This window comes from Dactylosporangium sp. NBC_01737 (assembly GCF_035963215.1).
Lineage (GTDB): Bacteria > Actinomycetota > Actinomycetes > Mycobacteriales > Micromonosporaceae > Dactylosporangium.
Genome location: NZ_CP109153.1, coordinates 4950957 through 4974013, shown reverse-complemented (window position 1 = coordinate 4974013; position 23057 = coordinate 4950957). Strand labels below are relative to the sequence as shown.

Here is a 23057-nt window from a genome sequence, read left to right as displayed (position 1 = left end):
TCGAACTGACCCTCGGTGGATTCGCCAACCGAAAAGGGGGCAAATTTCAAAAATTGGCGACAGCAAGTTGCGGTCGCTCCCGTCGCAGCGCCACGCGGTTGACATACCTCGCTTCGAATGCAGTTGACTGGCGCTCTGCTGGTCAGCGCGATGACCTAGCGCATCGGGCCGACGTGAGATCCTGAGCCGCATGAACGAGGTCGCGTCCGAGAAGGCCCGCCAAGGCATGGTGCGCGAGGCGTTGGCCGACGTGCTACTTGATCGAGCTGCATGGGCCTCAGCTCGATTGCATGCCGGCCGAACCCACGGCGTGGAACTTCATGAGGAGACCGTCACACAGGACCTTCTGCTGGACATCGCTCAAGCACTCCCCTCGATGACAGCGCGAACGTTCACGAAGAAGGAGGAGTCCCGCAACGGGGCAGACTGGCAATGGGAGTGGTGGTTTCGCGGGCGCCAGTGGTTTGGATTGCGCATTCAGGCCAAGCGTCTCAAGAGACTCAGGAACGGCATCTTGGGCTATGATCTTGGGTACTTCACGGGCCCAAAGCGGCAGGTTGACATCTTAATCAACCAGGCGCGCAGCGACGGCATCCGCGCTGCATACGCTCTCTACAACGGGCCGGATCTCGACATCGGTAAATTTTCGTGGGGATGCGGACATCTACCCGCCAGCCCGGTCTTCTTCGGCGTCAGCCTGCTTCCGGCGCGCGTCGCACGCGATCTCGTCAATGCTAGAACTGTAGACATGTCAACGGTGGCCGCTAAGTCGCGGCCGTGGTCATGCCTGGTCAGCTGCGACCCAACAACAGGTTGCAACGGTGACCGGTGGCGACGTCGGCCATGGTGGCCACCCTCCATATACGACACTGAGCCACACGAAGATCTCGCCGTATGGGTAGCGACGAGCTTCTACAGAATCCTGATCCAAACTGCCTACGGTGGAGAGTCAGTCGAAGGGCAGGCCGCCCGCCTAGAACGGCTTGTGACCCAGAGTCTGACCCAGCAACGCGTACCCCGCTATCTTGGAGCACTCCTCAACGAGGTGTCGCCGGACCAGGTGTTGCCGCCGACGGTGCGCACCTTGACAGTCTTCTCAGGCTCAGAGTTGGGATAGCCGTTGCCTGTGCCGGCCCTGCTCGACTCTCACGAACAGGACCATGACCGGCGCACGGCTGTATGTCTTCGCCGTCATCGAACACGCCACCCGCCGCGTTCGCGTCCTCGGCGCCACCGCCCACCCCACCGCAGCCTGGACCACACAACTGGCCCGCAACCTGGTCATGGACCTCCACGACGTGGCGACGGTCGCGAGATTCGGGTTCTGGCGCAGAAATCGTGATGTCGACCTTCGACCATGCTGCCATCCGGTGTTCGGAGACGCTAGGCAGCGGCGACAGCCGGACGATCCGGCAGCGCTCCAAGGTCAATCACGATGTTGCGCCAGAACCCCGAAGTCACCGACGAAGCCAATCAGCGTTGATCGGTTCGGCTTCCCACTTCGCCTCCAACAGATACAAGCTGCCGCCGTAAGTGAAGGCGACACCGACTTCGGCCCGTGGGCGTCGCCTTCCGCGTCGATGCCGTCGTGCGGGAGCGCGTCGGCGAGTAGCTGGCAGTCCGCGCCGATCTGGCGTGCCGCAATCGCGGCCACCGTGTCCTGTGGATCCGGGCGAAGGCGACTAGGTCCACCTGGTCGTGCTGCCGCTGGCGGTGCAGCTGGCCGAGGCGCACCTCGCCGTGCACGACGACCTCGCCGACGATCGGCTCCCCGTTGTCACCGATCAGGCCTGCGCCCGGGTCCGCTGGCGCTCATCGTCACCGACAGCGACGGGCCGCCTCGACCGTGGCGCGATCTGGCAGCATCTGAGCGCGACGTACTCCCTTATCGCACGCCTGCGCGCATGCGTTCGGGCATGACGTCACACAGCAGGCGGTATGTCTCCTTGTCGAGGTCTTCGGGGATCTCGGCATCGCGGGCAGTCATGAGCTCCTCAAGAAGGTGGTCGAGTTCCGCAAAGTTGCCTTCTGCTGCGGCGACGCGGAGGAGGTCCCGCCACGCGATGTCATTGGCTCGCTCGGGGTCTGCGAGCCAGGCTTGTTCGACTGCCCATCGAGCGCCGGGGATGTCGCCGCCGTCGAGACTCAGTTCGACGAGGCGGTGCGAGGTGTCCACGATGGCGGCGGCAAGGTGATGGGGCTGGATCTCGGAGGTCGGCAGCCACACGAAAGGATTGCGGGCGACGGAGGAGTATGCGATATCCGCTCCGGCGAGGGGTGCACCGCGGACGAGGGCGAGAGCGTTGCGTAGGTCGCCAATGCCTGCCGGTCCGCGACTCTCGCCACGGCTTCGAAGCCGCCGGAAGAGCGTCCAGTCGAGGAGATAGCCGTCGCGGAGTCGGTATCGCCGGTCGGCGGTAGCGTCGGGCAGCCAGGGGTCGCCGTCGGGGGTTTCGCCGAGCCAGCGACGTGCTCGCGCGACAGCGACGCGACGGGTGTTGGCCTTGACCTGTTGTTCGGGCCAGATCGCATCGTCGAACTGGTCGGTGGTGACGCCGTGCTGGCCTCGGACCGCAAGGTAGGTGATGATCTCGGCGTAGAACCGCAGGCGTTCGTCTGGCAGATGCCCGGGCGCTTCGACGGTGACCGGGCCGAGGATGGCGATGCGCGGCCGAGTCGGATCGGCGTCGGTCCAGGCGCGGAGGTCGGCGTCGAGGACGGGGTCGTGGTGACGGTGTGCTCGCACGGCTGCAGTGACTCGTTTACGGGCCGGCGGCGGCCCGACCAACGCGACCACCGCTGGTCGGCCCGCGACGCTGCTGGGTTCGAAGACGCTCGTCTCGGCGGCCGAGGTGGTCGTGTCGGCATCGGATGCGGGCGATTGAGCTCGACGCTCCTCGTCGGAGGACTGCGACGACGCCGGGTCGTCGGGTTCTGGAGCGTCGTCGTCGGCGGGATCTACTTCGTCGTCGTGCTCGGGTGCCGTGCCACTGTCCGGGTCGATGAGTGCTCCAGCGGCGTCGGTGCCGTGTGCCCAGGGGTCGGTCTCGGGTGCGGGCGGTACCGACGCCCACTCCTCGGCAGCCTCACCATCGAGGTCGCTTTGGCCGGTTGCGGGGACACCCCGACGGGCCGTGGTGAGTAGGTCGGCCAGCGGACTCAGTTCGGCGCGCGGCAGTTGGGCGGCGCTCACGCCGTCCTCGCCGTCCATACCGAGGAACGCAAGGCTCAGCGCGCCGCCGGCATCGACGGCGACCGGCCAGCGTCCGATAGGGCCGCTGCTGGCCACGGCTACGGCAACAGCGCACCGACCGATGGCAGCAAGATCGCTGTCGAGCGCCTCCAGCGCGGTGACGTCGTCTGGCTTCGGCTGGCTGATCAGGAGGACTTGCGGCATCCACGCGTCAGCGGCAACGTCGGCGATGCGACCGGCCATCGGGTCGCCGGCGTCGAGGTGGTCGAGTGACTGTACGACTTGCCCGGCCCGGCGCCGGATACGCTCGATGGCGGCTGAGATGCTGGGCGCGGCCGTGAGCCGGTCGCTGCTCAGTGCCAGCAGTTCGCCGGTTTCGTCGCCGTCGAACCCGGCGATGTGGACGTCGACGTGGTCGCTCCAGCTGTTGAGGGCGAGTTCGGCGGCGAGGTAGCGCAGCAGGTTGCCGCTGGCGGCAGGGTCACCGGTGATGGTCACTAGCCCGAGGCGTTCGAGGTCCAGCAGCAGGTGCATGCCGGGACGGGACCCGACCGCGACGAGCACGGGCAGCGGTGCGAGCTGGCCGTCGCAGTCCGGCAGGGGCGCGTCCCCAGACAACGACCAGGACAGGCCGTCGCTGATCCATGGGTGGGGCGCGTCTGCGTTCGGGCTGGTGAGGAGGAGGTTCACGGTGGTGCCGTGGAGCCAGGCGCCGACGATGTCGGGCATCTGGTCGGTGGTGCGATTGGCGAGCTGCGCTGCCAGGGCGCGCAGCGCGTGGTCCAGGCGGTCTACTGCGGCCGGCTCGGCTACGACGCGCATGTGTGTCTCCGTTGTGGGGCTGGCCGGTTCGGGTAGGCGGCGTCCGACGGGACGGTGTTGTTGCTGGCGGTGACGGCGGCGGCCGAGCGCGCGCAACGTGAGGGTGGCGAGGAGGGCGGCTCCGATGAGTGGCGCACCGATGCGCAGGACGGTGTCGAACAGTCCGGCATCGTCGGTGTATTCCGGCTCCGCGGCGTCGGCGGTTGGTGCGGATACGACGGGTTGGCCGGTGCTCGCCGGGGCCGAGCCTGGTTCCGCGGTCGTAGTGGCGGTGCTCGGCCTTGCACTCGTCGCTGGACTCGCGCTCGCCGAGGCGCTCGGTGCAACTGTGGCGCTGGCCGATGGGCTCGCCGTAGTGCTGGGAGCGGTGACGGGCGGCGAGGTCGTGGTCGACGGATCGGACCCGGAGCCGCCCGAGGCGGTGCCCGGATCGCCGGGTTGAGGGGCTGGCGGTGGAACTGTCAGGGTGCCGGTGGCGTGGGCGATGGGACCACGGTCGCGGGCGTCTGCCGGGAGGGTGAGTCGCCAGCCGCCCTCGATGTGGTCCGGTCCCCGGGCACCGGAGGATTCGGTGATGAGGTCGGGATTGAGCGCCGCGATCTCGGTGTTGCGTTCCGGGTCACCCAGGAAGCGCTCAGCGATGTACCAGAGCCAGTCGCCTTGGCGCACGTCGTACACTGGCAGGGCCCTTGGCGTCGTCGATATGCTCGATGCGACCGGCACCATCGCGATCGGAGCTGCAGTGCTGGTGGGGATTCGGACGGTCCAGCCCGGGTAGACGCGGGTGTCACCCGGCTTGAGGACCTGTCCGCCGGGTTGCGGGAGGCCGTAGGTCGCCTCGGCGATGCTCCGCCACCGGTAACGGTCGCCGAGATACCGCTCGGCGAGGGTCGGCATCTGCTCACCTGGCTGGACCACGTGGTCGACGTACCGACTCGCCGTTTCCAGGTTGCCGGCGATGGTTGTGCTGTCTACGACACCGTTGTCCACGGCGGCCGGGAGGGCTGAGACGATCGCGGGCGGGGTGGCAACGGGGGCGGCGGTCGCGGCTACGGCCGGGGAGCTGAACATCATCGTGACGGCGGTGACGAGGCTGGCGGCGGTCCGTCGTTGCCAACCCCAGACGGGGATTTGCCAGCCGCGCCATTGGGCCATGACTTCGGCGAACACCGACCAGGTGAACAGGGCCCAGGCCAGCCAGCCGACGAGGCACAGCGTGCGGACGAACACGGTGCCGTCGTCCGGGCCGGTCAGGTCGTGGACGGATGGCAATGGCGGCCCGAGGAAGCGCCAGGCGGCCAGTAGCACCAGTGGTACGACGACGATGAAGGCGGCGATGGCTGCCAGTGCCGCAAGGCCGGCCAGGATGCGACGGACGTGGTGCCCCCGCCGTCGCTTCCGGGTGATGTTGTGTGGCACGGTCTGCTCCTCTCCTGGGCTCGGCGTTGTCTCGGGTGCGGCTAGGTGGCGACCAGGACGGTCGTGGCGTGCCCGGTCGCGGTGAGCGTGTCGATGCCGATCAGGCCGAGGAACAGGGTGGTGTAGGTGATGGTGACGGTGACGGCGACGTGTTTGCGGTCCGGACCGATATCGACGACGCCGGTGACTCCGGCGGCGGCGAGGTAGCTCTGCGCGGCGGTCACTGCTGCGGTGGGGTCGACGACCTTCTCGCCGCCTTCGATGGCTTGCGGTGCAAGGATCGCCTGCCCGGCGGCGCGAGCCGCTTCGCTGGCGATGTTGTCGGCCCGCTGCATCGCCCGGATCTTGCCGCCGCCGTCGACGGAGAGCCCGATCATCACGAGGACGGCGAAGGCCAGCACGAGTGCCAGTAGCGCGATGCGGCCGTCGTCGTTCCGCCGGCTGCGGCCTGACCGCAGGTGCGTGATCATGTGCGTGTCCTGAATGTGTCGAGGACACTGACGAATGTTGCGTTGATCGTTTTCGAACCGGGGATTCCGTTGACGACGATGTCGCTGAGGTCGACGACGCAGGTGATGGAAGCGGCGACGGCGGCCGGCTGGCCGACCGGTATGGCGAAGCCGCTGGTGTCGACGACGACCGTGAGCTGCGAGCAGTGCAGTCCCTGCTGATCGAGGGTGGCGCTGGCTGCGCTGTATGCGTCGGCGCGAGCCTGACCTTCGGTTCGGGCGATCGACGCGGCGCGCGCAGCGTCGTGCGCCGCGGACTCGATGGCACCGCCGGCGACTTGGATGCGCCCGCCTGCGATGGCCAGACCGACCAGCACCAGGAGGACCGGTGCCAGGATCGCCGCCTCGATTGATGCCGAGCCCCGGTCGTCGGCGCGGCGTACCGTTGTGGGTTGTGCGGTCATGGACTGGTCACCCGCTCGACGGTGCCGTGGACGGTCGCGTGGACACCGACCATGGCGCAGAACCCGGGCAGGATCGACAGGCAACGCCCATCGACCGTCGCCTGGACGTTGCGGCCGTCGCTGGTGACCGTGATCGTCACTTCCGACAAGCTGTCACCGGTCGAGGCGATGAACGCTGATGCTTGGGCCTGTCCGGCGCCGGGCGCGGCGTTGTAGGCACGTTGCGCGTTCACGGCTTCTTGGGCGGCAGCCAACGCGATCGACCGCGCGTAGAAGTAGTTGGCGGCCTGGATGGCCAGGAAGATGATGGCGAGCACGGCGGTGGCGGTGATCACGAACTCGATGGAGCCTGAGCCGCGGTCGTCGCGGCGGCCCCGCCGGGGACGGAGGTTCCCCCGGCGGGGTACTCGCGCAGTGACAGCTGCTGCTGGGCTTGCAGCTTCCACTACTTGATTCCGGGGATCCGGTTGTTGACTGCCAGCATGATGGCCCCGACCACGAGACCGCCGACGGCCAACGCGAGCAGCGCGAACATGGCCCACTCGATCGCGGTGGCGCCGCGGTCGTCGGTGCGCGCGGCGCGCCACCGGCGACGCAGCATTCGGGTCGTTGGTGCGATCCACATCATCGTTTCTCCTTCCTCCCCCGTCGCATGGCAGGAGAGCACCTCAGGTGGTGACGAGCCGGTACAGGAATGGGTATGCGCCCGCGACGAACAAGACGAGGACCATCAGGCTGGTCGGCATGTACAGCACGGTGGTCGCCGTCTTGGCTCGGGCCTTGTCCATCGCCAGGAGGGCAGAGTTGAGGGACGTCGCTCGGCTGCGCAGCGTGTCGTAGACCTGGGCACCCTCATCGCCGGCGAGGGTCATGATGTCGCCGACATCGCCCAGGTCGGGTACACCGATCTCGTCGGCGACGTCCTTGAGCCCTTCCCACGGCGGTTCGAGCCGGAGTCGCGAAACTCGCAGCGACTCGCGGATGCGCTCACAGACCCAGCCGCCGTGGGCTGCTGCGGCTTCGAGGGCTTCCGTCGGCCCGCGGGAGGCGGCCATTTGCAGGGCGACAAGGTTGAGGTAGACCGCGACGTGCCGGCTGAACTCCTGTCGGGCCTCGGCCGCCTTCTGACGAACGGAGACGTCAACCAGGAAGAAGAACGCTACGGCGAACAGCAGGCCAACCGCGGCGGGGATGACGAGGCCCAGGTGCACTCCAGACAGTGCAAGGATCAGCGAGAACAACGGAGGGAACAGCAACCCGACGAGCGGGAACACCAACTTCTCGGTCAGGTACCGTTCGGGGGTGTACCCGACCAAGGCGAGCTCGGCCGTTGGGATGCGGAGCCGGTTGGCCAGCACAGCAAGTGGCCCGCGAACGTGGACCACGGTTCGCCGACTGTCAGCGGTGGGTGCGCGCAGCTGACGCAGGGCCGGCCCGAGGGCGGGTGTCGCGGGTCGGATCGCCCGCACGATGACCAGGATGCCGAGACCGACCAGTGCGCCGGTCAACAGCACGACGACGATGCGGGCGTTCATCGCACTGCCGCCCGTTCCCGCCGTCCTGACGCAGCGGACGTGTCGGGACCCCCTGAGTTAGAACGTTGTGCTGCCGGGGCGAGGAACCGACCTTGTCGCGGCGGCCGGGTCAGCAGCCGCACCCAGGCGAGTAGCCCGGCGAGGACCAGCATGGTGGCGGCCAGCACCAGTTGCCCGACGAGCATCCCGTACGGCTGCGCGTAGGCGGAGTTGAGGAACAGGACGACCAGAACGATGAACGTCAGCGTGGTCATGAACCTCGCGACGAACCGAGGTTCTGCCCGATCTGCGGCGATGTCTCGACGCATCGCGACCTCGTTGGCGGCGGTGGTGGCGACCGAGTCGAGTACGTCGGACAAACGCTGACCGCGGTCGCTGACGTGCAACATCAGCGAAGCGATCACTTCGTCGGCCCGGAAGTCGTTCAGGCTGTCAGCGAATCTCTCCAACGCGTGTCGCGGGTCAGCGCCGGCTTGCAGATCGGCGGCAAGGTCGGCGACCTGCGTGGCGATCGATGCTGGTGCGGTCCGGGCGCTGTTGATGATCCCCGAGATCAGCCCGTGTCCGGTGTGGACAAGGTTCTTCAGTCTGCGCGTCCAGGTTTCCAACCCTTCCAGTGCGTCGATCACCTCCCGTTCCCGGGCACCGACGGTGAACAGCAGCGGCGTACTCAGGACGGCGGCGCCGGCCGTCAACCCACCGACCGGCCACCCCGTGTAGACCCACACTGCGACGGTCGCGCCGATTGCCAGCGCGAGCAGCGCTTGCCGGGAGTTCCGTTGCCGGGCCGAGAGCCCTACCCCGAGCATGGCCTTGCATCTTCGTACGGTTGCCGACGGTGGCCGGGCAGGTCGGTGAGTACCCACCGCCGCGACGACGATCACGACTACACCAGTCAGCAGGCATGCGGCCGACAACGCTGCCAGCGCTGCGGGGCTCATATGCCACCGCCGGTGATCGTGCGCAGCGGTTGGGTCCACATGCCACCGGTCTGGTTGAGCCAGGCGAGGTCGAACCCGGTGCGGAGCAGTTCGGCGCGGGTGCGCTGCGGGTGCACCCTGGGTCGAGCCCGCCCGTCGGCTCCCGGAGCAAAGATCGCCTGCGTGGTGGGTTTCGCACCGTCGCCCAACCCCACGACCTCGATGACGTGGCTGACGAATCGGTGCTGCTGACCGCCTTGGGGTCGCTCGTCGATGACTTCGCAGTAAATGATGTAGTCCAATGCGTTGACCACCGTGAGCCAGGCGCCGGTCAGAGAGTCTGCGGCGCCGTAGCGCATCAGCAGTTCAGCCAAGCGCAGGAGTACGCCGTCGGCGTTACGGACGTGCAGCGTGCACATGGAGCCCCGCATGGTGTTCATCGCGTCGAACATCGGCACGATCTCGTCCGCGCGGACTTCACCGACCAGGACCCGCCGCATCGACAGTCGCAGCATGTCCGGGAAGAGCCGCGCCAGCGATACCTCACCGGCCGGGCGCCCGTCCGGGCCGAGGTCGCCGTGACCTTCGCGGGCTTCGACCGCCACCACCCAGTCGAATTCACCGGTCTCGTGCAAGCCCAGTTCGAGCTCGGACTCCATCGTGGCGAACCACTCGGTGCGCGGGATCTGTGTGGCCATGGCCCGCATCAAGGTCGTCTTTCCCGAACCGGGCGGGCCGGCGATGATGACGTTGAGGTTGGCGCGGACGATCGCGGCCATGAACTGCCGCAGCACCGGGTCGATGGCCACCAGGTCGACCATGTCGTCGAGATTGACCTTTTTCGTTCGGTGCCGGCGGGTCACGATGACCGGTGCCGTGGTGACCACGTGCATTGCCGCGAGCCGGTTGCCGTTCGGCAGGCGCATGTGCAGGGTGGGTTTCGCGGCTGTCAGGGCTCGCTCGTTGCGCTGGCCAACCGACGCGATGCGCTGAATCATCTGCAGCAGCTCGTGGTCGCTGGTGGCCGCAGGCGGACCGGTCTCGACCCGCCCGTCGGCGTACTCGATCCGGACCCGGTCGTGGCCGAGCACCATGACGTTCTCGACATCGGGATCGTCGGTGGCTGCCTGCAGACGACCCAGGCCGAACAGGTAGGCCAGGACGGTATCGAGGAGCCGCTGCTCGTGCTCGTCACTGATCCGCTCGCCGGTCTGCCGTCGAGCGTCGACGTAGGCGCGTACGACCTGCGCTGAGATGTCCTCGCCGATCGCGCGCCGATCCTCCGGGCTCTGCTCGGTGTTGCTGCGGAACTCCGCCGCCAGCAGCAGCGCGGCCTGCTCGTGCAGAGCGCGAACGACCGCGTCGTCGAGCGGCGCCACGGACCGGGGTGACAGCGCACGTTCCTCGAGTCGCTCGGCCGGCGGTGGCGGTGGCGGTGCGGTGTAACGGCGGTCGATCTGCGCGCGGACGGCAGCGCCCAGCACGGACGGGTCTGGGCGGTGGCCGTTGCTGTTGTCGGAGCGTGCGTTAGTGGACAACGCCGGCCTCCTCGCTGACGCGACGACGGCCCAGCACCGCTGGTTTTACGGCTCGTGTGCTGTCCTCGTCGTACATCCGTCGGACTGCGGACTCGGCCCGGCTGGCCGCACGGAGCAACCGGCCATGGCGGGGTGCTCTGCCCTGGTTCAGGGTGTCGGCACTCCTGGAATCTTCCGGCAACGCCGCAGCGACCGGGGTGCGCAGCTCCAATGCCAGTTCCTTGGTGCCGTAGCTGCCGTCGCCAACCGTGATCAGGCCGACCGGTGGACGGCCCGGCTGGAGCAGATACTGCAGCGCCGTGGAGGCGGCGCGAGCGCTGATGAGCGTGGGGCGCAGCACCAGCAGGACGAGATCGGCCCTCGCGACGAGCGGGGTCGCCGGGTGGGCCGCAGCGAGTCGACCGCAGTCAGCGATAACGTCGTACTCCTCGGCGCCGTGGCGGATCAGCGGCAACCGTGCCGCGAGCTGGTCCCAGCCGGCCGCTTGGCCACGCCGTTGCGGCTCTCCCCAGGTCGCGGCCTGTGCCGGGTCGGCCAATCCGGGCAGCAGCAGCTTGGTCATGGCCGAGTCCCCGGCGGGTGCCAGGTCGACCAGCTCGTTCCACAGCATGCCGTCGGTCAACGGCTGCCTGGCCAGCGTCGAGGTCAGCCGATCCAGCCCTCGACCGTCCAGCGCCACCTCACGCAGGAACCCCGCCGCAAGGTCACCTCCGGCCGGATCGCACTCAGCCAGCAGGACACGTCGTCGCCAGGTCAACGCCAACGCGAGCGCCGTCGTGGTCGCACCGGGCGACCCTTTCGCTGAACACACCGCAATCAAGGCCATCGTCAGCCCCTCGCGGTCACGACGAGCACGATGCGGCCGGCCGCAGCCATCGCCGCCACCACGGTTCCATCAGTCGTTGACACCGCTACGTCCACTCGGACGTTGCCGTTGGTGGCCGGCGCCGTCGTCCCAGCAACGATGGCGAGGATGCTGGACGGTTGCGCCGCTGCAGAGCCCTGCGGCTCTTGGATGCCGGCCAGGCCGGTCGGCGGGACCACAACCAGCACCACCGTGTCGCCCGGCTTCAGGCTCCGGGCCGGCAGCTGCCCCGGCTTCAGCTCGATGCCGATCAGCTGTTGACCGGGCGCCGGAATCGCCGTCCTCGTCAGCTGGTCACGGGTCAGCAGCGTGCCCGGGTAGAGATCGGCCGCCGCATGCTGCCCAATCACCTGGCTACGCTGCGTCGCAGGTATCGGGTCCAGACCGACGGCCGCGTTGACGTTGATCATGGTGAGGTCGTTGTCCTGGATGGCCGCGCCGTACGGGACCTTATGACTCACGGCCAGGTACGGATGCGTCATGCCGCCTTGGACCACGAGGACGTACGCCCCGACGGAGCCAAGCACGACCAGGATGACGCCGAGCGCCCACATGCCCAGGCTGCGTCGTCGGGGCAAACGTGCCAGCGAAGCCGCCGCAGCGGCCGGGGGTGCGCTCGCCGCGTCGACGGCGCTGCGGTTGATGATTGTCATTCGCGTACCGCCACAATCTCGCCGATTCTGACGCTGCTTTGCGCCTGGCTTGTCGGATTGAGCACTCCGGTCTGCCCACCGCCGGCCCACGTGACCGTCCAGTACGTCGTGGCGGTGATCTGGTATCTCGCATCTGGATGTGTCGTCGTGCTCGACGGCACCGCATAGCGGTATCCACACGTGGGCGAGTCGGCGTAGCCGTAGCGCGCGGCGTAGGGCGTACCCGGGTTCGTGCAGGTCGTTGGCGTGCTCCCGTCCCCCATGTTCCAGACGATGCGCGACGCCTTCGCGGTGATGGTGACGGTGATCGCCCCGCCGCTCGCGCTGGCCGACTGCGGACCCCAGGTCTCCGGCGTGACAGCCGTCCACATCCACACCGGCAGGCCCACGGCACCGCTGCCACCGGGTTGGGGAGCGATGCCGATCTGCGCCCCCCGCAGGCGCAGCTTCGCCAGCGCTTGTTGCGCCAGTTGCGCGGGTGTCGGCCCGGCGTCCGGCGGGTTGGGATTCCAGTAGTAGACCTGCGTGACGTAGTCACTGCCGGGAGACTGGTAGCAGGTCTTGGTGCCCCAGGCGCCGGTCGCGGGGTCCTGGCCACCGGGCGGCGGCGCCAGCGGCGGCGGCAGCATCGCCTTCCAGTAGCAGCCGCCCCCGGTGTAGGTGCCGAATTGCGGGTCGGTGCACGGGATACTCTGCCCGTTCCAGCTACACCCCGACCCGCCACCTCCGTCACCACCGTCGCCGCCCTTGGGTGGCCTCTCACCGTCGGACCAGCACCACGGATCGGTGCTCTTATCGCAGCCTCCGCCGCCGGTTGGACCCTCCAGGACGACCCGCCCTGATGCTGCCGCGGCGCTTGCAGCTCCACCAACGAGCAGCGCGCCGGCGAGAGCCGCACCAACAACGACACCCACGACCGAACGAACGCCGGCCGCTAGCATGGATCCGTCCCACTTTCGACCTTGTTGACCAGCCACTGACCGGTCTGATAGCGCCACACCGTGGCGATGGTGGAGACCTTCGGGTCCTTGATGGCGGTGTTGGGCACGGGGCTGCTGTTCGACTTGTAAACCAGCTTCAAGGCGCTGTAGTCGAGGCACGCATGGATGGTCACGGACGGCTGGGCGGCGGCGAGGTCGGTCTGCGTGGTCAGGATCGTTGCCGTCTGGGCGCCGAGTTGGACCTCGCCGTTGTCGCGCAACCGCTGAATGTTGTGACGGGTCAGGCTCAGCAGCGGGTCAGCGACGTAGCGCGCCAGATCGGCGTTGTTCGGATCCGCAGCCTGCGACGCGATTGCCCAGTGTTGGATGTAGCCGTTGTACGCCCCGATCGCCGACTGCACTGCCAGCGCGACGCTCGGGTCGACCGTCGGCGTTGGCGATGGTGCGCTGGACGCGGCACTTGGCGTAGCCGTCGAGGACGGACTCTTGCTGGTGCACGCAGCCAAGGTGCACCCCACCATCGTGACTGCGACCAACTTGGACAGACGGCGTCGGCGGCGAACCATGGGAACCTCCCAGACAAGACGGTGAACGCAGCGCTCCTGCGCTCGCGGCCAGCTCTGTGCGCGGACCGCAGTTGTACGTCGCGATGTCGAGCCACTCCGCCATCGTGCCCGTTCGATGCGTCCGGGATAGCACCCAGCCGGAGCCGGACCCCTCATTCCGATTCGCCAATGCCTGTACATCCCTACCCGGCCGGACGGCTCCCCCCGCGCGAGCATCCATCCACCTCCAGCTGTAAGTTGCAACATCGACCACAACGGTCATACCTCGCAGCGCAATCAATCCGCCACGGTCCGCAATCGCCGTACCGCCAAATACGCACCCACAGGCGCGTACTCATCGGTGCGCAACCTGCGGATTCACTCACCTTTTCGGGTCTTGCCCATCCGCGCTAGGGGGGTTCACACTGGCCAAACGCGGCACCGCAGGGATTCACCGCCGCGCATGGACAGTCCGATATCAATTAGGGGGCGCTCCGTGGCCGAGCCCATCACTGCTGCGGATCTGGGATCAGCGCTCGACCTGATCGGACGACCGTTGATGCTGGAGGCGCTCGCGGCCGTGGCTGACGGCAGGACACTGCGAGACGCAGTGCCAAGTGGTGTGGATGCCGGGTTATTCATCGACGAACTAAAGGCGCTTCGAGCCCTGCGGATGGTTGACTCAACCGACGGATCTCCGCTAGGTCGTCACACGCTGACAGCCGATGGACAGGCACTGACGAACCTGCTTGGGAACCTGGCAGCGGCAATTACCTGCACCGCGACGGGCAACTACTCACCCGTGTGATGGCTTAACGACCGTTTCGTGCAGATTCGCCGACTATGACTACAGTTGCAATGACATCGCAAAGCGTACATATCGCCTGACGTAGCACTTGTCACAGAATATTTTCCTTGACAGCACCGCCGCGCCTTGTGACCTTGAAGGTTGCGCATTACCTAATCTCACGCCGCGCATAGTTGCGCGGCGATGAGCGGCGGGGGGCTGGGGGGAGCTGCGTGGAGGCATCGCACCTGCGGAACGTGACAGAGATCCTTGCTCGCAAGTGGGACCTGGTCATTCTGACACATCTGACCGACGGACCCATGCGATATACGCAACTTGCGCAAGCCATCCGTAAGGATTATCCCGAACTCACCGAGGGCGTCCTGAGCAAGACCCTACGACGCTTGACCGACGACAGAATGGTGCACAAGGTCGCGTTCGGCAAGTCCCGTCGAGCACACGACCTCACCACAGAAGGCCGCGCTATCGTCAGCGTCCTCGCCCAGATCAGCGCAATCTACGAGAACCGTCGCCAGCCACCCATGTCTCCCCCAGAGGCCGGCGTGGACGACCCGCTTAGCTATAGCTAACAGCAAGAAGCCCGCAACAAATACGCGGGCATCCTCCTCCAGAACGAGATCGGTAAGCGCACCAGCGGGCCCAATGACCTCTACGAGGGGCCGCTCAAGTCGGAGCCGCACTTCCCGGTCCCGGGCGGACTGTTCACCAGCGGTTGGATTCACATCCTTGAAGACAGTGAACTGCGCTACCTGCTGATGCTGTGCCGCTTCCACTGCCGGGAGCCCACAGGTTTCAAAGTCAGTTCAGAGGCGCGACTGCTGCACATGGGCATCGGGCCGACGCCTACGAGGCCCACATCTAGAGGGCTTCGGACGACGAAGTGGGACTCCTGCCAGGCCGGAAGGACCGTCGCGCGAGCCGGGAGGACATGCGAAGCCGCCGACCCGGTCGACTCCTTCACGCAGTTGTGTGGTCCGCGTGGGATCGACGGCGCCGTATTTTCGGGTCATGAGGCGCTTACTGGCTGGGTTCATTGGTATGGCGGTCGTGACCGGCCTGGTTGCCGGGTGTACGCGGCATCACGCGCCGGCGTCGGCGCTAGGGCAGGCCACCGCACTGGTACGGGCCGGATCGGCGACCACGCTGACCGCAGCTCAGGTCACGGTCGTGCTGCCAGCGGGCGCCGCGGCTGATGGCATCACTGCGGCGCTGACTGTCACTGGCGCCGGCAACGACCTGGCGCCGCCGGACGGTGTTCAGGTTGCCGGGCCGGTGGCGGCGGTGGACCTGCCGGGCGGCTTGGCCAAGCCGGCAACAGTCACGTTCCAGACCCCCGCCGGCGTGAAGGATGGGACGCTGATCCCGGTGGTGGTGTGGAAAGACGCCTCCGGGGCTTGGCGGTGGGTCCCGACCACGTACAACACTGGTGACGCCACCGTCAGCGCGGCTGTTGACCATTTCTCCCTGGGCTTCCTCGGCGGCATCGACGTGAAGAAATGGGCCAAGGATCAGTTGACCAGCTTCACGAACTACATCTCCGGGCGGCAGGGCATCGCCCAGCCGCGTTGTGGGGATGAGGCCGCGGCGCGGGCCGGTGGGGTGCAGATCACCAGCGACGGCGGTGACTACGTCAAATGGTGCTTCGGCGTGGATGGTGGCCGAAGGGTCTTGCGGGTCGCTAACAACCTGCGCACGTACGTACAGATTTCCTACCCGGCCAGCTGGCAGGTCGTTGACGGCCAGTCGCTGAGCTTCAGTACCGACACCGTCGCTCGAGTGCTCGGTATGACCGCCGTTACCCCAAAGGGGACGGCATCGCGGATCGTTGACGGTGGGGACACGCTGACGCTGGCTGTGCCCTCCGGTGCGTCAGGCCAGGTGACAGCGGAGATGTCCATCATCGCCTGGGCCGTGTCGGCCATCTTCTTCGGATTCACCGTGTACGGACTGGTGACGAAGGCTGCCGGCAACGCTCTGGCCACCGCCGCCAAGAGCGCCACAGACCGGTTCGCGCTCCTGCTCGGCGCGACGGCCGGGGCGAAGCCGTTGGAAGCGCTTAAGGACTGCACCAAGGCGGCCGCCGACCTTACCGAGACGAACGAGACCAACGCCAAGGACGTGCTGAAATTCGCCTGGGACTGCGTACCGGCCATCATGAAGTCTCAGCTCCAGGACGTCCAGGTATTCGCCGCCGGAGTGCTGATCAGCATGGTCGGCACCGCCGTCGGCGCGATCCTTACCGCAGTGAATCTACTCGTCACCGGGGTACGGGAAATCTGGGACGACATCGCCAGCTTCGGCGGCAAGAGCGATCCACAATACGACATCCGGATAGTCGTCCCCTTCGACGCCGCTGCCGCGTTGGCCCCGTACGTCGGTACCTGGGGCCAGCACGGCTACACCCTGACTATCGCCAAGAACCTGACCGCCAACGTCGTCGGCATCAACTTCGACAGCTCCAACGGCACCCCAGGACCCCCGGACTACCGCGAACGGGCCAGCTTCACGCTCACCGTCACGCCCAGCGGCATCACGGCGACGGTCACGGCAGCCGCCAACCCGAACAGCGACCCGAACGGCCCCTGGCCCACCGGCTGGTACCAGCAAGGCCAGAAGTTCACTGTCCGGATGAGCAATCAGCCCGGCGTGCTCGAATTCGGCGGCAGCCGCTACTGCACCGTCGCCGCGTACCAGACAGGGGTCTGTGGAGCCTAGTACGACAGCCCGGGTTCGACCTCAACCATCCACAGCGTTCGAACAGTTGGGTACGCGGGAGGCACTCGCCTTCCTCCGGCCCAGATCTTTCATGATCCTGTCAACCACACCAGGAGGACGTTCCTGATCTCCAACAGCCCTACGAGGTCTTTCTACGGCGATTTGAGCCCCCGAGGACGTTGAGGAGTTACTCGTTGGCCCAACGTCGATGTCGCCGGACAGGTCTACACGGGTCGACAGATCCGCATCGCGTGGTACGCATCTGGGGGTACGTCCGCCACGGACCGTAGCGAGGCAGGCGCTTCGCGAGGTACGACAAAGCTGTCGTGTCGCTCCGTTTGTTTGACTGGAGGTGCGGGTGTCTGCACGGGGGAACAGATTCGATGCATCGACAACCCAACGCCCGCGCGATCCGAAGGTTGACGGCCAGCTACAAGTCCCGACGAACACGGTTCGGCTGCACGGATCCTCAGCTTCGGCCGTGGGCAGCCGCGGTCGTGTGGGTGTGGTGGCGCGCGCCGTGTGCTGCGCCGTCCTCGTGACGCCGCTCCTGCGGTGGGCGATCGTCAGCCATTCGGTGTCAGCTCGACGGTCGTGGCGACGAACATGCCCTCGGTGCTCGATCTGCCTTGGTCCAGTGGGGGACGTGGTATCGCTCACACCGCGCGCACGATGCGGCAGCTGCGGCCAACGACTTGGACCGCCGCCGTGGGCCGTTGAAGTCGTTTTCGCCGCTGCGATGGCGCTGCTCGTCGTGGCGGGAGTGCGAGACGTGGCGTTGGTGGCGTTCGGTTGGTGGGCCGCGATCGGAACAGTGCTGATGTTTGTGGACGTAGCCGCACAGCGGCTGCCGACCAGGCTTTGCTACCTAGCAGTGGGCGGCCTGGGGCTACTGCTGGTTGGCCACGCCATAGCCACGCACGTGTGGGAGCCTTGGCTCCGGCTGGTACTCGGCGCGCTCGGTTCCGCAGCAGTCGTTGCTGCTTGCGCTCTGGCGGTTCCTGCGACTGTGCGGTGGGGCGATGTGCGGTTTGCGTTGGCCATCGGCGGGGCTACAGCGTGGGCCGGCTGGCTGGCGTTGTACACCACGGCCGTGCTGGCCACGCTCGCGGCGGCAGTGGTAGGTCTCGGACTCGTCGCGGCGCGGCGGGCCACCATCAAAACCCACCTGCCGCAAGGACCGTTCTGGTATGCCGCTGCGCTGGTAGCCGTCGCATTGATAGGGGTGTAGGTTCCCATGATCAATGACATATTCCCGGCCTCAATGGCATCTGAGTGGCACAAATGCCGTTGATGTGAGAACGCGCGGCGCGTTCGCCTGCTGGCACGCCGCGTCGCGAGGCTACAAAGCCTGTAGGCACGGCCCCGTAGCCGGACCAGGATTGGTCGAGGGGGACCCTGCCCGCCTGAGATCGCGAGGCCGTCAGCAATCTGACCGGTCGGTTGTCCGTTTGAGGGAGTGCTTCCGCGTGTGGGTCTGTGCCGTACTGGTAGTAGCCGCCGTGTCCACGCGCGGACACGTGACGGGATCTGGATCCTGTTCGGTGTGCGGGCTGGCCTTGTCGGGCGGTTGGAGGATGACGTATGCCCCGGTGGGCGGGCCGTAAGTGGTGAGCAGCAACGACCGCGACGATGTCCTGGCTGTCAGGATGCGGGCGGCGGTCGCCGAGGCGGTCACGAACGGGGCGGCGCGGTTGCGGGTGGTGTCTGCCCCGGCGCTGGTGGGGTTGTTGTCCGCGTCGGCGTTGGCTCCGGTGATCGCAGTGGCCGGGGGTGCGGGGGTACTGCTCGCGGCCGGTGCGGGTGTGCTGGGCTCGGTCGGGGCCGGTATCCTCACCGAGGTTGTAAGCGACGCCGTCGCACGGCTGCGCGGCGGCGGCGCCGAGCCGTCCTTGCCGCAGGTTCGTCAGGCGGTCGCCGACCGGATCGAGGCGGCGTTTCGATCCACCGACCCGGCGGACCGGGACCTGCGTGCCGAGGTCATCGACCTGTTCCAGGCCGTCGACATCGCCGGAACGGCGTTGCAGACCGCAGCGACAGTCGACGAGCAGCATCTGGTGCCGTCCATGCTTCACGCGTTCAGCGAGCTGACCGCGCTGTTCGGCGAGTTCGCGTTCGTGCTGGTGACCGCGAGGCTGAGCCTGGAGAGCCTGCATCAGGACGTGCGCCGGGAGGTGGCGCGGCAAAGCGCCGACCGGGAACGTGCTCGCCGCGCCGAGGCCGACATCGGCCGGATCCTCGACGCCGTCCGCGACCTGCAGGCCCGCCCCACCTCCTCGACAGGTGCCACCGGCCCGCCAGACCGCCCGTCCTGGGACGGCTGCCCGTACCGTGGCCTGTTGCCGTTCGAGGAGCGCCACGCCGCCGTCTTCTACGGCCGTCGGGCGATGACCTCTCGGCTGCTGGCACGCCTGGCCGAACACCTGGCCGGGCCTGTGGCGGGTGCGGGGGTGATGCTGGTCCTCGGCCCGTCGGGGGCGGGGAAGTCCTCGCTGCTGCGGGCGGGTCTCCTCGCGGCCCTCGCCGATGATCGTCTGGTTCCTGGGTGTCGGGCCTGGCCTCGGCGGGTCACCACCCCGACCGCCGACCCGGTGCGGCAGTTGGCCACCCATCTGGCCGACCTCACCGGCACCGACGCCATCGCCACCCATCACAGCCTGACCGAGCATCCCGATCAAGCCCACCTGCTCGCCTACCAGGCCCTGTCGACCCTCCCGACGTGGCCGGTAGCCGACCGTGCCGGCGAGCCGCCCAGGCTGGTCCTGGTGATCGACCAGCTGGAAGAGTTGTTCACCCTCGACGTCGACCATGCCCAGCAGGCGACGTTCCTGACCGCTCTGCATGCCATGGCCACCATCCCGGCCCTGCCGAACGGTCAACCCGCCGCGCTGGTGGTCGCCGGGCTCCGCGGCGACTTCCTCGATCACGCCACGGTCTTCGCCCCGCTGCGGGAGGCGGTCGAGGCCGGCCCGTTCACGGTCGGTGCGATGAGCGAGGCCGAACTACGGGAGGCGATCACCGGCCCGGCAACCGAAGCCGGCCGGCAGGTACCCGACGATCTCACCACGGTGATCCTCGACGACCTGCGTGACCGCAGCCTGCCGATCGGCTTCGACAGCGGCGCCCTGCCGCTGCTGTCGCAGGTCATGTTCGTCATGTGGCAACCCGAGCGGCCCGACGGCCTGACCGTGGCGGGCTACCGGCGCACCGGCGGGGTTGCCGACATCGTGCACACCAGCGCCGAAGCCGTCTACCACGCGCTGACCGAACACCAGCGGGACCTCGCCCGCCGCATCTTCGTGCACCTCACCGCCGCCGCCGACGGCAGACTCACCCGCCGCCCCGCCACCCACGCGGCGCTGCGCGTCGCCGCGGCCTGCGACACCGCCGACCTCGACGCCGTGCTGGAGGCGTTCACCGCCCAACGGCTGGTCACCCGCACCGACAACGACCTCGTGACCATCGGCCACGAGGAGTTGCTGCACTGCTGGACCAGACTGCGTGACTGGCTCCAACCCAGCCTCACCGACCAGGCGTTGCACCGCGCGCTCGTCGACGACGTCCATGCCTGGCTGGACCACCAGCGGGAACAGTCCTACCTGTACCGGGGCGGGCAACTCCTCGCCGTCCAGCACGCCGCCCACCGCTGGGCCACCGACCCGGCCGGACACCTCACCGTCGACCAGGTCGCCGCCGAGTTCCTCACCACCAGCCAACACCGGGACCGACGCCGCCGACGCATCTCCCAGGCCATCGCGACCGTCATGACCGTGCTGCTGCTCCTCACAGCCGGCGCTGCGGTCATCGCCAACACCAACAGGGTCGCCGCCGAAAAGAACGCGGCCCGTGCCGACGAGCAGCACGCCCTCGCCCTGTCCCGCCAACTCGCCGCACAGAGCCTTGCCACACGTACCACGAACTGGCCAACATCTCAGCGGCTGGCAGCAGCAGCCCTCCACCTCGCGCCGACACGCGAAGCAGTTGACGCGGCAAGCGCCCTCCTCGCCAACTACCGCAACATTATCGGCCACACCGGTCCGGTGCGGGCGGTGGCGTTCAGCCCGGACGGTCGGCTGCTGGCCACCGGCGACGGCGACGGCACGGTGCGGCTGTGGGATCCGGCGACCGGCAAGCCGGTCGGCGCGCCCCTGACCGGCCACACCGGCTCGGTACTCGCGGTGGCGTTCAGCCCGGACGGTCGGCTGCTGGCCACCGGCGACGGCGGCGACATCGGCGTCGACGGCACGGTGCGGCTGTGGGATCCGGCCACCGGCAAGCCAGTCGGCGCGCCACTGACCGGCCACACCGGCTCGGTGTACGCGGTGGCGTTCAGCCCAGACGGTCGGCTGCTGGCCACCGGCGCCGACGACAAGACGGTGCGGCTGTGGGATCCGGCCACCGGCAAGCCAGTCGGCGCGCCACTGACCGGCCACACCGGCTCGGTGCGGGCGGTGGCGTTCAGCCCGGACGGTCGGCTGCTGGCCACCGGCGACGGCGGCGACATCGGCGTCGACGGCACGGTGCGACTGTGGGATCCGGCCACCGGCAAACCAGTCGGCACGCCACTGACCGGCCACACCGGCTCGGTGCGGGCGGTGGCGTTCAGCCCAGACGGTCGGCTGCTGGCCACCGGCGACGGCGGCGACGGCGGTGACGGCTTCGACGTCGACCGCGTCGACGGCACGGTGCGGCTGTGGGATCCGGCCACCGGCAAGCCAGTCGGCGCGCCGGTGACCGACCACACCCGCTCGGTACTCGCGGTGGCGTTCAGCCCAGACGGTCGGCTGCTGGCCACCGGCGACGGCGACGACGGCGGCATGGTGCGGCTGTGGGATCCGGCGACCGGCAAACCGGTCGGCGCGCCGGTGACCAGCCACACCGGCTCGGTACTCGCGGTGGCGTTCAGCCCAGACGGTCGGCTGCTGGCCACCGGCGACGGCGACGGCACGGTGCGACTGTGGGATCGGGCGACCGGCAAGCCGGTCGGCCCGCCGGTGACCGGCCACACCGGCTCGGTGTGGGCGGTGGCGTTCAGCCCGGACGGTCGGCTGCTGGCCACCGGCGACGGCGGCGACGGCTTCGACGTCGACCGCGTCGACGGCACGGTGCGACTGTGGGATCCGGCCACCGGCAAGCCGGTCGGCGCGCCGCTGACCGGCCACACCGGCCCGGTGTACGCGGTGGCGTTCAGCCCGGACGGTCGGCTGCTGGCCACCGGCGACGGCGGCTTCGGCGGCACCGACTTCGGCGGCGACAGCGTCGACGGCACGGTGCGACTGTGGGATCCGGCCACCGGCAAACCAGTCGGCACGCCACTGACCGGCCACACCCGCTCGGTGCGGGCGGTGGCGTTCAGCCCAGACGGTCGGCTGCTGGCCACCGGCGCCGACGACAAGACGGTGCGACTGTGGGATCCGGCCACCGGCAAGCCGGTCGGCGCGCCACTGACCGGCCACACCGGCCCGGTGTGGGCGGTGGCGTTCAGCCCGGACGGTCGGCTGCTGGCCACCGGCGACGGCGGCTTCGGCCGCGACAGCGTCGACGGCACGGTGCGACTGTGGGAACCGGCCACCGGCAAACCAGTCGGCACGCCACTGACCGGCCACACCCGCTCGGTGCGGGCGGTGGCGTTCAGCCCAGACGGTCGGCTGCTGGCCACCGGCGCCGACGACAAGACGGTGCGACTGTGGGATCCGGCCACCGGCAAGCCGGTCGGCGCGCCACTGACCGGCCACACCCGCTCGGTGTGGGCGGTGGCGTTCAGCCCAGACGGTCGGCTGCTGGCCACCGGCGACGGCGACTTCGGCCGCGACGGCACGGTGCGACTGTGGGAACCGGCCACCGGCAAGCCGGTCGGCGCGCCGCTGACCGGCCACACCGGCCCGGTGTACGCGGTGGCGTTCAGCCCGGACGGTCGGCTGCTGGCCACCGTCGACGGCGGCGGCGGTGGCGGCCCCGCCGACACCATCGACGGCATGGTGCGGCTGTGGGAACCGGCGTTCTACGCTGACCCAGTTCGGACCCTGTGCGCCCAAGCTGGTGGCATCACCCGCAATGAGTGGGCCACCTACGCTTCAGGTGAACCGTTCATCGAGGTCTGCCCATAACAACGTCGGTAAGACACTCAATTCACACCGGCAAGGACACCCCAGTCTGTGGCGAACACATGGCCCGATAGGGAGAGCCGGCG

The 23057-nt window shown here is 68.3% G+C and carries 19 protein-coding genes; 7 read left to right on the top strand and 12 right to left on the bottom strand.

Translation table 11 applies throughout. The features are described 5' to 3' along the window. Window positions 1-190: 190 nt before the first annotated feature. A complete protein-coding gene (locus OHA72_RS22540) occupies window positions 191-1117 on the top strand; it encodes a DUF6615 family protein (protein WP_327009759.1) in 927 nt (308 codons plus the stop codon). A 581-nt stretch (window positions 1118-1698) separates the two neighbouring features. Continuing rightward, window positions 1699-1920 carry a hypothetical protein gene (locus OHA72_RS22535; protein ID WP_327009758.1) on the top strand — a complete coding sequence of 74 codons (222 nt, stop codon included), beginning with the start codon at window positions 1699-1701 and terminating at the stop codon, window positions 1918-1920. On the opposite strand, the gene OHA72_RS22530 is transcribed toward OHA72_RS22535, so the two are convergent. From OHA72_RS22530 to OHA72_RS22475, 12 genes are all read right to left on the bottom strand, one after another. Beyond that, on the bottom strand, window positions 1886-5434 hold the full coding sequence (locus OHA72_RS22530; RefSeq protein ID WP_327009757.1) for an AfsR/SARP family transcriptional regulator: 3549 nt from the start codon (window positions 5432-5434) through the stop codon (window positions 1886-1888). The two genes, OHA72_RS22535 and OHA72_RS22530, sit on opposite strands and share 35 nt — an antisense overlap. 41 nt (window positions 5435-5475) lie before the next feature. After that, window positions 5476-5904 carry a pilus assembly protein TadG-related protein gene (locus OHA72_RS22525; RefSeq protein WP_327009756.1) on the bottom strand — a complete coding sequence of 143 codons (429 nt, stop codon included), beginning with the start codon at window positions 5902-5904 and terminating at the stop codon, window positions 5476-5478. Next, window positions 5901-6347 (bottom strand): TadE/TadG family type IV pilus assembly protein, encoded by a 447-nt coding sequence (locus tag OHA72_RS22520; RefSeq protein WP_327009755.1) that lies wholly within the window; start codon window positions 6345-6347, stop codon window positions 5901-5903. The genes OHA72_RS22525 and OHA72_RS22520 overlap by 4 nt, the downstream gene beginning before the upstream one ends. Next, window positions 6344-6682, bottom strand: a complete 339-nt coding sequence (locus OHA72_RS22515) for a TadE/TadG family type IV pilus assembly protein (RefSeq protein ID WP_327009754.1) — start codon at window positions 6680-6682, stop codon at window positions 6344-6346. Before OHA72_RS22515 ends, OHA72_RS22520 begins: the two co-directional genes overlap by 4 nt. 110 nt (window positions 6683-6792) lie before the next feature. After that, window positions 6793-6975 (bottom strand): hypothetical protein, encoded by a 183-nt coding sequence (locus OHA72_RS22510; protein ID WP_327009753.1) that lies wholly within the window; start codon window positions 6973-6975, stop codon window positions 6793-6795. A 40-nt stretch (window positions 6976-7015) separates the two neighbouring features. Then, window positions 7016-7705, bottom strand: a complete 690-nt coding sequence (locus OHA72_RS22505) for a type II secretion system F family protein (protein ID WP_327009752.1) — start codon at window positions 7703-7705, stop codon at window positions 7016-7018. 173 nt (window positions 7706-7878) lie between these two features. Then, window positions 7879-8691, bottom strand: a complete 813-nt coding sequence (locus OHA72_RS22500) for a type II secretion system F family protein (RefSeq protein WP_327009751.1) — start codon at window positions 8689-8691, stop codon at window positions 7879-7881. A 128-nt stretch (window positions 8692-8819) separates the two neighbouring features. Beyond that, window positions 8820-10181 (bottom strand): TadA family conjugal transfer-associated ATPase, encoded by a 1362-nt coding sequence (locus tag OHA72_RS22495; protein WP_327009750.1) that lies wholly within the window; start codon window positions 10179-10181, stop codon window positions 8820-8822. Window positions 10182-10329: 148 nt separating this feature from the next. Continuing rightward, a complete protein-coding gene (locus OHA72_RS22490) occupies window positions 10330-11166 on the bottom strand; it encodes a CpaE/TadZ family protein (protein ID WP_327009749.1) in 837 nt (278 codons plus the stop codon). Window positions 11167-11168: 2 nt separating this feature from the next. After that, window positions 11169-11858 (bottom strand): SAF domain-containing protein, encoded by a 690-nt coding sequence (locus tag OHA72_RS22485; RefSeq protein ID WP_327009748.1) that lies wholly within the window; start codon window positions 11856-11858, stop codon window positions 11169-11171. After that, window positions 11855-12487 (bottom strand): hypothetical protein, encoded by a 633-nt coding sequence (locus tag OHA72_RS22480; RefSeq protein WP_327009747.1) that lies wholly within the window; start codon window positions 12485-12487, stop codon window positions 11855-11857. Before OHA72_RS22480 ends, OHA72_RS22485 begins: the two co-directional genes overlap by 4 nt. Before the next feature lie 305 nt (window positions 12488-12792). Then, window positions 12793-13200 (bottom strand): hypothetical protein, encoded by a 408-nt coding sequence (locus OHA72_RS22475; protein WP_327009746.1) that lies wholly within the window; start codon window positions 13198-13200, stop codon window positions 12793-12795. Window positions 13201-13840: 640 nt separating this feature from the next. Here OHA72_RS22475 and OHA72_RS22470 point away from each other — a divergent pair. The 5 genes from OHA72_RS22470 to OHA72_RS22450 all read left to right on the top strand — a co-directional run bounded on the left by OHA72_RS22470 (window position 13841) and on the right by OHA72_RS22450 (window position 22974). Further along, window positions 13841-14152, top strand: coding sequence for a hypothetical protein (locus OHA72_RS22470; RefSeq protein WP_327009745.1), 312 nt, complete (start codon window positions 13841-13843; stop codon window positions 14150-14152). Window positions 14153-14364: 212 nt separating this feature from the next. Then, window positions 14365-14721, top strand: coding sequence for a winged helix-turn-helix transcriptional regulator (locus OHA72_RS22465; protein ID WP_327009744.1), 357 nt, complete (start codon window positions 14365-14367; stop codon window positions 14719-14721). A 439-nt stretch (window positions 14722-15160) separates the two neighbouring features. Then, a complete protein-coding gene (locus OHA72_RS22460; RefSeq protein ID WP_327009743.1) occupies window positions 15161-16867 on the top strand; it encodes a hypothetical protein in 1707 nt (568 codons plus the stop codon). A gap of 739 nt (window positions 16868-17606) precedes the next feature. Then, window positions 17607-18098: a hypothetical protein gene (locus tag OHA72_RS22455; RefSeq protein WP_327009742.1), complete on the top strand. Its 492-nt coding sequence runs from the start codon at window positions 17607-17609 to the stop codon at window positions 18096-18098. A 379-nt stretch (window positions 18099-18477) separates the two neighbouring features. Next, complete coding sequence (locus OHA72_RS22450) at window positions 18478-22974, top strand: nSTAND1 domain-containing NTPase (protein ID WP_327009741.1); 4497 nt, start codon at window positions 18478-18480, stop codon at window positions 22972-22974. The last annotated feature ends 83 nt before the right edge of the window (window positions 22975-23057 follow it).